The sequence below is a fragment of the Pantoea sp. OVA07A genome, from assembly GCF_019969975.1.
GTDB classification, from domain to species: domain Bacteria; phylum Pseudomonadota; class Gammaproteobacteria; order Enterobacterales; family Enterobacteriaceae; genus Pantoea; species Pantoea agglomerans.
Map to the genome: position 1 here is coordinate 1,457,280 of NZ_JAHXYM010000001.1, position 12,986 is coordinate 1,470,265.

8 protein-coding genes are annotated in these 12,986 nt (G+C 56.2%); 3 read left to right on the top strand and 5 right to left on the bottom strand.

Annotation, left to right across the window (positions count from 1 at the left end; translation table 11 throughout):
• Positions 1–26: 26 nt before the first annotated feature.
• The 3 genes from LC417_RS07030 to LC417_RS07040 all read right to left on the bottom strand — a co-directional run bounded on the left by LC417_RS07030 (position 27) and on the right by LC417_RS07040 (position 3,990).
• Positions 27–1,148, bottom strand: a complete 1,122-nt coding sequence (locus LC417_RS07030; protein WP_223565643.1) for a L,D-transpeptidase family protein — start codon at positions 1,146–1,148, stop codon at positions 27–29.
• Positions 1,149–1,362: 214 nt separating this feature from the next.
• Positions 1,363–3,177, bottom strand: coding sequence for a glycoside hydrolase family 15 protein (locus tag LC417_RS07035; RefSeq protein WP_010669684.1), 1,815 nt, complete (start codon positions 3,175–3,177; stop codon positions 1,363–1,365).
• Positions 3,178–3,408: 231 nt separating this feature from the next.
• Entirely contained in the window at positions 3,409–3,990 is a 582-nt protein-coding gene (locus tag LC417_RS07040) for a DedA family protein (protein ID WP_010260294.1), read from the bottom strand.
• A gap of 205 nt (positions 3,991–4,195) precedes the next feature.
• Here LC417_RS07040 and LC417_RS07045 point away from each other — a divergent pair, with 205 nt between their 5' ends.
• The 3 genes from LC417_RS07045 to LC417_RS07055 all read left to right on the top strand — a co-directional run bounded on the left by LC417_RS07045 (position 4,196) and on the right by LC417_RS07055 (position 8,583).
• Positions 4,196–4,783, top strand: coding sequence for a Yip1 family protein (locus LC417_RS07045; protein WP_010260296.1), 588 nt, complete (start codon positions 4,196–4,198; stop codon positions 4,781–4,783).
• A gap of 178 nt (positions 4,784–4,961) precedes the next feature.
• Positions 4,962–5,909, top strand: coding sequence for a D-alanyl-D-alanine endopeptidase (pbpG, locus tag LC417_RS07050; protein WP_010669685.1), 948 nt, complete (start codon positions 4,962–4,964; stop codon positions 5,907–5,909).
• Between the two features lie 226 nt (positions 5,910–6,135).
• Complete coding sequence (locus LC417_RS07055; RefSeq protein WP_050680587.1) at positions 6,136–8,583, top strand: DUF3772 domain-containing protein; 2,448 nt, start codon at positions 6,136–6,138, stop codon at positions 8,581–8,583.
• Between the two features lie 90 nt (positions 8,584–8,673).
• Here the strand turns inward: LC417_RS07055 and LC417_RS07060 are convergent, their stop codons facing one another.
• Both LC417_RS07060 and LC417_RS07065 read right to left on the bottom strand, forming a co-directional pair.
• Positions 8,674–11,325: a beta-N-acetylhexosaminidase gene (locus LC417_RS07060; RefSeq protein ID WP_223565644.1), complete on the bottom strand. Its 2,652-nt coding sequence runs from the start codon at positions 11,323–11,325 to the stop codon at positions 8,674–8,676.
• A gap of 48 nt (positions 11,326–11,373) precedes the next feature.
• Positions 11,374–12,771, bottom strand: a complete 1,398-nt coding sequence (locus tag LC417_RS07065) for an OprD family outer membrane porin (protein ID WP_064690044.1) — start codon at positions 12,769–12,771, stop codon at positions 11,374–11,376.
• Positions 12,772–12,986 lie beyond the last annotated feature (215 nt).

A 12,986-nucleotide genomic window follows, 5' to 3' on the forward strand; every position in this document is an offset into this window, starting at 1 on the left:
GCTGGCTTCTGAAAGCAGGGCGGCAATTACGAGCTGGTATTGGCCGCGGCTGCAGGGGCTGCTGGTGTTACCGGAGCGGCCGGTGCGGCTGGCTCAGTGGCCGGCTGCTGTGGCTGCGCGGCATCACTGTTTGCGCCCTGAGAGGTGACTGGCGTCATTGGCTGTTCCTGTGGCACAGCCTGCGGATTTTCCGGCATCGGAACTGGCGCAGTCTGGATGTTGTTCTCCACGCCGTTCACTTTTACTGGCATACCGGTACGGCCCTGAATCGCGCCATTAACCTGATCCTGATTGACGCTGGCATCAACCAGAACTTTGCTCACCGCCTGATTCAGCGTAATCGGCACCAGCTCACGCGAGTTGAACTGCTCTTCGGTGGTCGACAGCGGGTTATGCACTTCTACATACCGTGAACCGTCTGGCTCCACGGTCGCTTTTACCGGCTGATCAACAAACTGTACGCGCGTACCGACCGGCACGTTCTGATACAGCCATTTGATATCGTCAGCGCGCAGACGCACACAACCATGGCTCACGCGCAGGCCGATACCGAAGTTGGCGTTGGTGCCGTGAATCGCATACAGACGACCGATATAGAGCGCATACAGGCCCATCGGGTTATCCGGGCCTGGCGGGAAGACCGCTGGCAGGGTTTCACCGCGCGCCGCGTAATCTGCATGCATGCCTTTGGTTGGCGTCCATGTCGGGCCATCTTTTTTACGTTCTACCGCTGTGGTCCAGTTAATCGGGGTATCTTTACCCAGTTCACCGATACCAATAGGCAACACCACCACGGTTTTGCTGCCTTTCGGATAGTAGTAAAGACGCATCTCCGCGCTGTTAATCACAATGCCTTCACGCGGTGCGTCCGGCAGGATCAGCTGCTGTGGGATGATCATTTTGCTGCCAGCTTTAGGCAGATAAACGTCAACGCCCGGATTGGCTTCCAGCATATTGCTGAGGCCCATCTGGTACTGCGCCGCAAAAGCTTCCAGCGGCAGTTTGCTGTCTTCAGGGACAGTAATTTCGATATTTTCGCCGATCAGACGACTGTTGGCCGGCGGTAACGGGTAAACCACAGCAAAGGCTGACTGGCTGAAGGCCGCCAGAGCCAGTGCGATTGAAGCGAAAGCGCGAATGATTTTCATATTTTACAATTCTTTATCGCCATATTTCAGGCTGTTCAGTGTGTCGAATTCATGCTGGCCAATGTGACCTGCTGCGCATTATATGTTCATTAATCTGACGTTGTGAATCGGGATTTTAACCTGCCTGCAATACTTTACGTAAATTCACCGCGGATGTTAGCGCATTTCCGGAAAGCAGGGCGCTAAAAATGGGGCTTTCCGGGCTTATCGCTGACTAAGGTTGCCACTGTGTTTGTTCGCCGCTGAGTTTGCGGTTCAGGAAAAAGGCGGCACTGATCAACGCCAGATGGGTCAGCGCCTGCGGCGTGTTGCCCAGCGCATGGCCGTGGCTGTCAAACTCCTCCGCGTAGAGGCCCAGTGGATTGGCGTAGCTCAGCAACTTTTCAAATTCAAAATGCGCTTCCTGAATCCGGCCCGCGCGCGCCAGACACTCGACATACCAGAAGGAGCAGGCTCCGAAGGACCCTTCTGAGCCTTTCAGGCCATCGGCGGGCGTCTCATGCGTATTGTAACGGCGCACCATACCGTCGCTGACCAGATTGGTTTTGATCGCATCCAGCGTGGCAATCCAGTCCGGGTCGGTGGCTCCCACAAAACGCACCAGCGGCATCAGCAGCATTGAGGCGTCGAGATGTTCGCCATGACGGGTTGAAGAGAAGTGACCCCGCTCACTGTTCCAGAAGTTAGCCCAGATATCTTCGCGGATCTCCCGGCGCGCCCGATCCCAGCGTTCATAAGGCATCGGCAGCGATCGCTTCATGCCCAGACGCAGCGCGCGATCCATCGCCACCCAGCACATCAGACGTGAATGCAGGAAATGTTCCGGTTCACCGCGCATCTCCCAGATACCGGCATCGGGCTGATCCCAGTTCTCACACAGCCAGTCGATCATTTTGACGACATGTTCCCAGCCGCGCTGAGAGATCGCCTCACCATATTTATTGGCCAGATAGACCGCATCCATCAGCTCGCCATAGATATCGAGCTGTGTCTGCTGCCAGGCGTCATTGCCGATGCGCACCGGACGGGAGTCGGCATAGCCGGAGAGATTCAGCAGCTCCATCTCGTGCAGTTCAGTGCCGCTGTCCAGCCGGTACATGACCTGCAGGCGCATCTCATCGTGATGGCTGTTTTCAACGCAGCGACCAACCCAGTGGGTAAAGTGTTTGGCTTCATCGATATAGCCCAGCCGCATCAGGGCATACATGCTGAACGAGGCGTCACGGATCCAGGAGGCGCGATAGTCCCAGTTGCGTTCACCGCCCAGCTCTTCGGGCAGGCCAAAGGTCGCAGCCGCCGCAATAGAGCCGTGCTGATGTGAGGTCAGCAGTTTGAGGACCAGCGCCGAACGCTGCACCATTTCGCGCCAGCGTCCCTGATAGTTACTGTGGGCGCTCCAGCGTCGCCAGTAGTTCAGCGTCTCTTCAAAGCAGTGTTCGGTGGTCAGCGCTTCGATATGCGCATCATCCACGCTGCCAAATTCAAACTGCGCATGTTCACCGGGTTGTAACGTGAAGAGGGCGGTCGCGCTCTCATCCTCCAGCGTCATCGCCACGCTGGCGGCGAGGCGCAGCGACGGCTGGCCCTCGGCATGAAAATCGATACAGCCGTTGTGCGCCTCTGCACGGGTCTGCGCCCGGGCGTAGTCGTGACGCGGTGAACAGCGCAGGCTAAAGGTCGCGCTGCCGCGAACCATTTTGACCCGCCGGATCAGACGCGGCAGCTTGTCCTTGTCATCACAAATCGGCATGTAGTCGGTGATCTCCGCCACGCCTTCATCATCCAGCCAGCGGGTCTGCAGGATGTTGGTATCGGGCAGGTAGAGCTGCTGACGTCGCGCATTGGGCCAGTCAGGGGCCAGGGAGAAAAGCCCGGCATCATCGCTGTCGAGCAGGGCGGCAAAGACCGACGGGCTGTCGAGTTCCGGCCAGCAGAGATAATCAATGGTGCCATCATTCGCGACCAGTGCGCAGGTGCGCAAATCTCCGATCACGCCATGGTCTTCAATCTTACGTTTTACCTTACTCATCCTCATCTCCCTGTCAGTGTCCATCCTAACTATAGCTGAGCCATCTGATGCGGCTTCGTTTGGGCACAGATGGTTAACGTACGGTTGAATGAGGCAGGGAAGGGGTGAGGGCGGGTGAAACATGGGAAATCGCCAGCAGGGTCGCCTGTCGCTGCTCAGCGTCGGCGACCCTTACCACCGGTCAGCTCACTCTCATAGACGATGGCGTCTGCTGGCGAATCCGTGGTTCATTTATTCCTGATCGGCACGACGATTGTGCCAGCGGCGGATCACCCAGCGCAGCGCAAAGGCGAATACCACTGCGCCGACCAGCCACAGCAGATGCTTCAGATGCTGGTCGAGTTTATGCAGCCATGGCGCGATGATGCCGCCCGCGAAATAGCCCAGGGTGACAAAGATCAGCGCCCAGATGGCCGCCCCGATGACGTTAAGAATAAAAAATTTCATCGGATTGAGGCGGCTGGCCCCGATGATGATTGGGCCAATCAGTCGAAAGCCATACATAAAGCGCACGCCAATCACAAACAGGCTGGGACGGCGTTTAATCAGGCGGTTCGCCTTGACCACTTTATCCTGATGCTTTTTAAAGCGGCGCAGAATCTGTGTGCCCCAGCGGCGACCGACCCAGTAGAGCAGTTGATCGCCGACAATACCGCCACCCATCGCGGCCAGCACCACTCCCACGTAATGCAGCAGCCCCTCATGCGCGGCGACGCCGCCCAGCAACGTAAATGTTTCCCCCTCGGCGATACAGCCAATAAAAAGTGCCAGATAACCGTACTGCGTAATTAATGCGTTGATATCCAGATGCAAAATGACCCTCCCTGTTCAGTGACTGTTTCTTCCAGTCTATACGCGATTTGGCTTCGCTTCCGCCCGTGCCTCATGGGTCCGTTTATTTATGCTGTTTTTTTGTCCGATCACCACGAAAGTTTCGCTGCCGTTTATACTTGAGAGGACGCTGCCCCCAAAGACGGATGCATCATCGGGCGGCCCACTGCATCAGAGGAGTGAATCTATGAATCATGTCTGGGGTCTGCTGGCGCATCCGAATCAGGAAATGCGTCATATCAAGCAAGAGAATGAGAGCGTATCGCACCATTACACCCACCATGTTCTGCTGATGGCGGCGATTCCGGTGATCTGCGCCTTTATCGGCACAACTCAGCTGGGCTGGAATCTGGGCGAGGGGCAATATGTGCAACTCAACCTGTTGACCGGAATTGGGCTTGGCATTCTGTTCTATCTGATTATTCTGGGTGGCGTCGCGGTAATGGGACGCGTGATTCACTGGATGGCACGTGATTATCCGCAGCGCCCCGGCGTACAGCGCTGTACGGTGTTTGCGGGCTATGTGGCCACGCCGCTGTTTCTAAGCGGGCTGGTGGCGCTCTATCCGCTGGTCTGGCTCTGCGTGCTGGCGGGCGCCCTGGCGCTGCTCTACACCGGCTATCTGCTCTATATCGGTATTCCACTGTTTCTGAATATCGACCGCGAAGAGAGTCTGCGCTTTTCCGGTTCAACGCTGGCCATCGGCGTGCTGGTATTTGAAGTATTACTGGCATTAACCGTGGTGCTGTGGGGATATGGACCGCATCTGTTCTGACCGACCGCTGCCGCCGCTCTGGCGGCAGTTCTCTTTTTACGCCCGGAAACACTCTCACCAGGAAATTTCTTAACCTTACGGGTATGATATCGCCGCCAGCCCGCGCTCCGACCTCACTGAAGCGGGCGGCCTGTGTCGGTCTGACACAGTACATATTCATAACCGGGTTTTTTCTACGATGCCTGCAAAAATTCGTTCTACCCTGCTTTCGCTGGCGCTGCTCGTTTCAGGGCAGATTGTTTCACTGCCGGCGCAGGCGACGACGTCGCTGTCGCAACTGGCGCCGATTGCTCAGCCGCAGATCGCCTCTGGCAGTGCGATGATTGTCGATCTCACGACTAATAAAGTGCTGTTTTCCAGCCACCCTGATCGGGTCAGGCCCATTGCCTCCATCACCAAGCTGATGACTGCTATGGTGGTGCTGGATGCGCATCTGCCGATGAACGAGATGATAACTGTCGATGTCAGCCAGACGCCGGAAATGCGAGGTGTATTCTCACGCGTTAAGCTCAATAGCCAGATCAGCCGCCGTAATATGCTGCTGCTGGCGCTGATGTCCTCGGAAAACCGCGCCGCTGCCAGCCTGGCTCATGCTTATCCGGGCGGCTATAACGCCTTTATCCGGGCGATGAACGCGAAAGCGCGGTCACTCGGCATGAAACAGACCCGCTATGTGGAGCCAACCGGCCTGTCGACGCAAAACGTCTCCAGCGCGCAGGATCTGGTTAAATTACTCAAAGCAACGCGGGAATATCCGCTGCTTGGTGCGCTCAGCACCACTAAAGAGGAGACGGCGGTGTTTGCCCATCCGAGCTATGCGCTGCCGTTCCGCAACACCAACCATCTGGTCTATAAAGATGACTGGCATATTCAGCTGACCAAAACCGGTTACACCGATGAGGCGGGCCACTGCCTGGTGATGCGCACCATGATTAATAATCGTCCGGTGGCGCTGGTGGTGCTGGATGCCTTTGGCAAATATACCCACTTCGCCGACGCTAACCGTCTGCGCAGCTGGATTGAGACCGGTAAAGCGGCGCCGGTGCCGGCCGCCGCGCTGGCCTATAAAAAGCAGAAGTCGGGCCAGGTTGCCAGTAATGGGGCCAGCAGCGCCGACGTTGAGTAGAAAACAGCCGGTGTTACGCGCTGCGGACACTGGCATGACCTGCAGGCTGAGCGGGTATCCGGCATGATGCAGGCAGAGGCGTACAGCGATTTTCACGTCTCTGTCTGCACCGAATTAGCCCGAAAAATGCCCGTTATTCCTATATTGCCATCCCTTGCAAAGCCCTACACTACGCGCGACTGGCGAGGGACGATCGCCTGATTTAAGCTGCCGGAATCTTACTCATATGTTTAAGCTACGATCCTTTTTTGCATTGTTAATGCTGGCGCTGGTGGCATTTGCCCCGGCGCTGACGCTGGCCGCGGATGATAAGGCCACTGCTGCTCAGGAACAGGATGCTCCACCGAAGCTGAATGCTGCGGTTGAACTGCCGAAAATGCAGAAGATCCTCGATAAAATTAAAAGTCAGGTTTCCGTTGATGCTGGCGAAAACAAGCTGACTCAGCTGAATGAAATGGCGCTTGAGCTCTCAGGCAGTGCCGACACGCTGGGCCAGGCGCTGCTCCCCGATCGCCAGCAACTGGAAGCCCAGTTGCAGGTTCTGGGGCCGGCACCTAAAGCCGACAGCGGCGTAAAAGAGACGTCGGAAGTTACGCGCAAGCGTAACGCGCTGGAGAGTCAGAAAAGCAAACTCGACGACCAGATCAAACAGGCCGAAGGCATTAAAAATGGCGCGCTGATGCTCTCCTCGCAGATTGTTAACCTGCGCCGCGATCAGCTGAAAAGCCAGCTGGCGCTGAACTCCGGCACCATTCTGGGGCCGCGCTTCTGGTCACCGCTGCTCAATAGTCAGGATCTGGATGGCGAGAAAATCGGTGAATTCCTGCAGGAGTTGCAGGACACTGCGGCACTTTCATGGGAGCCGGGCTGGCGCGTGGGCAGTGTCTTCTGGCTGCTGGCTGCCATGCTGGTAATGACGGCTGGCCGTCGTTACAGCGAAGAGTTTCTGGCCTGGATCAGCATTCACAAACTGCCGGAAGGGAAGCTGCGCCGCAGTTTCCTGGCGGCAGCGATAGCCCTGACCACCCTGGTGGCTGTCGTCCTCACCTTTAACTTTATCGCCCTGGCCTTTACCCGCCGTGATGAGGTTTCTGAAAACGTTCAGGACTTTGTGGATCAACTGGTTCGGCTCAGTGTCTTTTGTGGCCTGATTGCCGGACTGGGACGCGCTTTCCTCTCTACCCGTCGCCCCAGCTGGCGGTTACCGACCATCTCCAATGAAGTGGCGATGGCGTTAAAACCGTTTCCACCGATTACCGCCGTGCTGGTCTTTATCTTCCAGACGGTCGAAGCGTTTAACTACAGCGTCGGCACCAGCCTGAATACCACCATTTTTGCCAACGGGCTGACGGCACTGCTGATTGGTACTACCGCGCTGGCGATCAGCATGCGCACCAACCGGGTTCGTCGCCGTATGACCCAGGCGGGTACACCACCGGAGGCTCGTTCTACGCTGGTGGGACTGATCCAGATGGGCCTGACGCTGACCGGCATCGCCATTCTGGTGTCGCTGCTCATCGGTTACGTCACGCTGGCACGCTTCCTGAGTTATGAAGTGATCTGGTGCGGCCTGCTGTTTGGTTCGTTCTACTTCCTCAGTCATCTGCTCAACGATGGCTGTGAGAGCCTGTTCTCGACCAGTAATGCAACCGGTCGCCGTATTCAGAGTTCGCTTAACATCAATGAGCGTCATCTGCAGCAAACGGCTACGTTGCTGACGGCCATCGGTAAAACCTTCCTGGTGCTGGTTGTGGCGCTGGCGCTGGTCAACGGGACCTTTGCCTCTTCAACGCCGATTGAGCTGCTGCAAAAAGTGATTGAGTTCTGGGGCGGTAAAGGGCTTGAATCCCTGAATATCGTCCCGGCGCATATGGTGAATGCGATTATCTGCCTGATCGTCGGCATCTATGTGCTGCGAACGGTGCGCCGCTGGCTCGACACTGATTTTCTGCCGAAAACCACCATGGATGTGGGCATGCGGGTGTCGCTGGTGACGCTGTTCAGCAACATCGGTTATGTGCTGATTATCCTGCTGACGTTGTCGATCATGGGCCTGCAGTGGAATAAGCTGGCCTGGATCGTCAGTGCCTTGTCGGTAGGTATCGGTTTTGGCTTACAGGAGATTGTGAAGAATTTTATCTCGGGGCTGATTCTGTTGACCGAGCGGCCAGTGAAGGTTGGTGATCTGGTGAGCATCAGCGGTATCGAAGGGGATATCCGCCGGATTAACGTGCGCGCCACCGAGATCCAGCTGGGCGATAAATCCACGGTGATTGTGCCAAACTCGCAGTTTATCTCGCAGAACGTGCGAAATGCCACCATGGGTAATGCGCAGGGGGTGGTCACGATTACGCTGACGTTCCCGCTCGACATCGATCCGGCGAAAGTGCGCGATATCCTGCTGGAGGTCTACAACGAAAATGAACGCATTCTGGAGACGCCAGAGCCATCCGTTTCGTTTAAAGATCTGACTCAGCAGGGAATTATACTGAGCGTCACCGGTAACGTGGCGGGTCAGCGCCAGATCGCAGGGGCGAAGAGCGACCTGCTGTTCGATATTCTGACGCGTCTGCGTAAAGAGGGCATCCTGCTCTCCACACCGCAAACCATGATTATCGAGCGCCGTCAGCAGATGGCGGGTGCGGAGCCGGTCCCCGAAGAGAAGCTGGTTTAAGAGAACCAGGTTTAGGTGTGTAAAGGCCGACTTCTGTCGGCCTTTTTCATATTCAAACGCTGGCTTCTCAGCCCGTTCACACTTCGCTTTCTACAGGGATTCAACGCGGCTGGTGTGCTGCCCGTCTCGGCTCACCGAGCGAATTGCCACCGCACCGCTGACCTGCGGCGGTCTGGTGGCATCGTAGCGCTGCCAGTTTGTGCCCTTGTCCAGGCTGTACTCCAGCGTAACGCCCGGTAGGGCCACATTTATCGACAGGATGCCATCAACGATCCTGGCTCCCGGCACCGGCAGGCGATAATCGATGCCCGCCTTATCCAGCTTCGCCAGTTCCCGCTGTCCCAGCAAATTGGCAAATCTCTGCCAGTCATTCAGACGCGCCTGCTGATCGACCAGATGGGTTTTACCCCCCACATACTCCTGACCTGCCTTGTAATCCTGCTCCCAGCTGGCGCGGTGCCAGCTTCGTTCCGCTACTGCAAACAGGCGAGGATAGATCATGTGCTCCATTTGAGCGTCAGTGCGTACCGTTTCGCTCCACAGCTGGGCCGAAATGCCGTAAGCACCGCTCCAGGGCTTCTCTGATTTGGCGCTGAAAAAGTTGCCATCGCGATCCACCGAGGTTTCAGCATTCTGCGGCAGGTTGTCCGGCGCGAAGCCAAAGATTTTGCGCTCGTCGTTGAAGCGCGTGCCCCAGTAATAGCCGCGTTCCAGCGGGTTAACTTCATATGGAAAATCCAGATAGAGATAGTCGGGGCTGGAGATCACCACGTCGTAACCTTTCTGTGACCAGTCGCTGGCTGTGTCAAAACCGCCCCAGTAGAGGGTGTCCCAGAAGTTGACCGCGACGCGCGGTGTGGCAAAGGCTGCTGAATCTTTGGCATGTTTTAAACCATCCTGCCAGGCCTGCATTTTGCCAATACCGTGTCGGTTAACGATGTCACTAACGGTCAGGGCAAAGTAGCTCGGCAGGTGCGCCAGATCGTCCACTTTGCCGCTCTTCACCAGCGCCTGACAAACCTGCGATTTCGCCCACGGCAGATCTTCTTTACTCCAGTCGCGCAGACCGGTGCCCGGTTTAGGGTCGCGTTTATCCGAGTAGCCAGCACCCAGCCGGATATTCTTCGCTTCGTCACCGCCAAAATGCCAGACACCGAGCGGCTGTCCCGCTTCCCGGTGCATCGCCTGAACTTCACCGATCACTTTATCGACAAACCGCTGTGAACCCGCAATGCAGGGATTGAGATAGCTGGTGCGATCATAGAGCTGCACCGAGGTGGTATTGGAGTCGTCGGTGGGATCGATCAGGCGATACGCACTGGCCTGTTCAGATTGTCCCTCCTTCATCAGTCGCTGATAGCGCGCTTCCATGGCGATGACGGCGGCACGGGCATGGGCGGGCATATCGATTTCCGGGATCACCTGGATGTGACGGGCCTGCGCATACTTCACAATCTCGATGTAGTCGGCACGACTGAAATAGCCGCTGCCGTTGTTATCGCTGAACGGACCAGAACCAAGCTGCGGCAGCAGGCAGCGCTGTTCGCTCAGGTCATGGCAGCGCTTAGCCCCCACGTCAGTCAGTTCCGGTAAGCCAGGAATCTCAATCCGCCAGCCCTCATCGTCACTGAGGTGAAAGTGGAAGCGGTTCATCTTCCAGGCCGCCATCTGATCAAGCAGCCGCATGACCGCCTGTTTACTGTGAAAGTTACGGGCAACATCAAGAAACGCGCCACGATAGGCAAAGCGTGGCGCATCATGGGCTTCCAGCGTGGCAATACGCGGCGCGCCCTCTGTGGGTATCAGCGAGAGAATTGACATCAGACCGTAGAACGCACCGGCAGCATCGTAGCCCACCACAATGGCACGGCGTGGGGTGATATCCAGATCGTATGCGCCCGGTTTAGCCTGTTTGCCGCTGAAGTGACCTGGTTTGATCTGCGTCCTGATGGCAAATCCATCAGGATCTTCTTTCAGACCAAGCAGGGTCAGACGCTGCTTTACCGCCTCACCGGTTTCACGGGTCAACCCGGTCAGAGACAGACTGACGCCACGGCTGAGATCGGCATCCTGCGGACGCAGTTTCACCTCAAGTGGCGTGGGTGTGATTTGACCGCGCAGCGCGGAGGCGGGCAGGGTGGCAACATCGCTGTTTTTATCAAACCGGCTGGCGGGTTGCATCAGGATATTCCGGTCATCGGCACTGCGTCGCCAGTTATCCCCCAACGGCAACACAAACTGGCTGGGATCTTCATGATCGGTGCTGGCAATAATTTTGGGGGTGGCCTGCCCGGACGTCACATACCAGCGCGGCATCACATCCGTGGCAAACAGCTGCCAGTATTCGTTAACGATCGGAATCTGCACCGATTCGCCCGCGCCAATGCCGGTGAACTTCTCAGTCGGCTCCAGCCGGGTCAGGTCGCCGACCAGATGGGTCATTTTAAACTGTTCGTTATCGACCCGCAGCGTCTGGTGGACGTTGCTCATGTAGATTGCCCAGTGTTTATCGGTCAGGGCTGGGCCGTTATTGGTCAGGGTAATGGTGGCGCGATTGCAGGCGGCATAGTCGGCACCCAGCGCGGCGCAGTCGGTGCCATGCAGGGCGGCCTGATTATCGTTCACCTGATAAGTGACGCCAAACTGGCTGATCTGATTCACCACCTGCTGCGCTGACGAGCTGGCGTGGCCTGTGGCTGCAGCGCCCAGCAGAGTGAGCGCGATAAGGCTTAACTTAAACATATTGATTCATCCTTGCTGCTGAAGAGATATCCGGGAGTCTGCAGGGCGTCAGAACAGTGTAAACGGCACGATAACCATAAATTTGATGTCCTTCTCGTCCTGAAAAATGTTGCCGTAACCGCCGCTGTAACTGGGCAGATTGCTGTGATTGTCGTAGCGGGTGTAATGCAGTTTAAACAGGGTATCTTTGGCGCGCCCCTGCTGGATTTGATAGATCAGATCAAGGTTCCAGGCGGACTCTTTCAGCCGCTGGCTCTGGTCAACGGTGGGCAGCGTGGCGGGTCTGGCATCCCAGCCCCAGACGTACGATGCGCCCACTTTCCATCCCGCCAGTTGCCACGGCGTTAAGTCGAGCATCGCCCCGGCAAAGATCGCTTTTTCGCCATTGGCGTTCCAGTCGGAACGGGCATCCCACCAGATATCCAGTCGTCCATTGGAGCTGGCGTAGCCTGGCGTCATGCGCTGCAGGAAGAAGCCCTGATTCCCCTCTGCTTTGACCCAACTGCCTTCCAGGCGCAGATCAACCGGGCCGACGGTATAGCCGACCGTGATCGCCTGTAACCAGGCCAGGCCGTCATAGACATCACGCGGATTAGCGGCACCCCCCGATACTTTGTCGTGGGCGCCGTAAAACTGATAGCTGGTGTAAAGTGCATTGCCACCGGGCGTAGCTGACCACGAGGCTTTGGCAAAATATTGATCCATATAATCCGCCGCCTGGCCAAATGCGCCCTCAAGCACCAGGTTATTTTTGAAGTCATATTTCATGCCGAACGAATGCAGGTAGCTGACAGGGGTTTTGCCATCAGCCTGACGAAAATCATATAAGTCACGATACCAGGGCGCTTTATATTTGTCGCTCCACATCCAGGAGAGCGATAATGTACCAGCCTGCTGGAAATCATACAGCGCACCGGCTTCGACGCCGCGATAGGTTCCGGGTAAGAAACTCCAGTGTGGCGCAATAATTGTCTGGCCGGTTGGCTGAATATAACCGGCACGCAACCAGTAATCGTTATATTTTAATTTCAGTGCGGCTTTATAAACAGAAGCACCGCCGCTGTCGCCATTCCACTTTTCATCCCAGCGGGTTCGCGCCTTACTGAAGCCAATTTCATTGGGTGCGGCGGGGCCGCTGTTGGAAAGCTCAGCAGCACCGAAAATGGCGAGGTCCAGACCAATCCACTCTCCGGCATAGCCTGACTGATAGTCGAGATTACTGTTGAGCGAGGCATGATGTAAATTAGCCCGATAGTGCCCCTGATATTCACTGGCGGGATCGGTGTCTCTGCGATCTCGCTGACGCTGCCAGTAAAAAACATTACCTTTCAGCGATGAGTCCTCAATAAATCCGCTGGCGTAGGCCGCTGATGAACTTATTGCAGTTAACGCTATTAATGCGGTGGCTATTTCAATTAACGCTAACGCGTAATTAATTTTTCGCATGATCACTCCTCCCTGAATGCAATCCGGATAATTAAGCAGAATATTATTATTGTGGAGGTAATCTATTTTTCGCGACGCGAATTATCAATTAGCAGCGTGGTGATTTGTGAACTATTGCGCAGAACCCGATGAGATAAAATAAAGCAGGTGCAATATGGGAGGGGAGATTAATTTTCTGATGAAAATGTTAGCTATTGGCAGGACTGTTGCAATGG

Coding starts and splice junctions, on each gene's coding strand:
- LC417_RS07035 (WP_010669684.1), bottom strand. CDS start 3,177: ATGAGTAAGGTAAAACGTAAGATTGAAGACCATGGCGTGATCGGAGAT.
- LC417_RS07065 (WP_064690044.1), bottom strand. CDS start 12,771: ATGCGAAAAATTAATTACGCGTTAGCGTTAATTGAAATAGCCACCGCA.
- LC417_RS07030 (WP_223565643.1), bottom strand. CDS start 1,148: ATGAAAATCATTCGCGCTTTCGCTTCAATCGCACTGGCTCTGGCGGCC.
- LC417_RS07055 (WP_050680587.1), top strand. CDS start 6,136: ATGTTTAAGCTACGATCCTTTTTTGCATTGTTAATGCTGGCGCTGGTG.
- LC417_RS07045 (WP_010260296.1), top strand. CDS start 4,196: ATGAATCATGTCTGGGGTCTGCTGGCGCATCCGAATCAGGAAATGCGT.
- pbpG (WP_010669685.1), top strand. CDS start 4,962: ATGCCTGCAAAAATTCGTTCTACCCTGCTTTCGCTGGCGCTGCTCGTT.
- LC417_RS07060 (WP_223565644.1), bottom strand. CDS start 11,325: ATGTTTAAGTTAAGCCTTATCGCGCTCACTCTGCTGGGCGCTGCAGCC.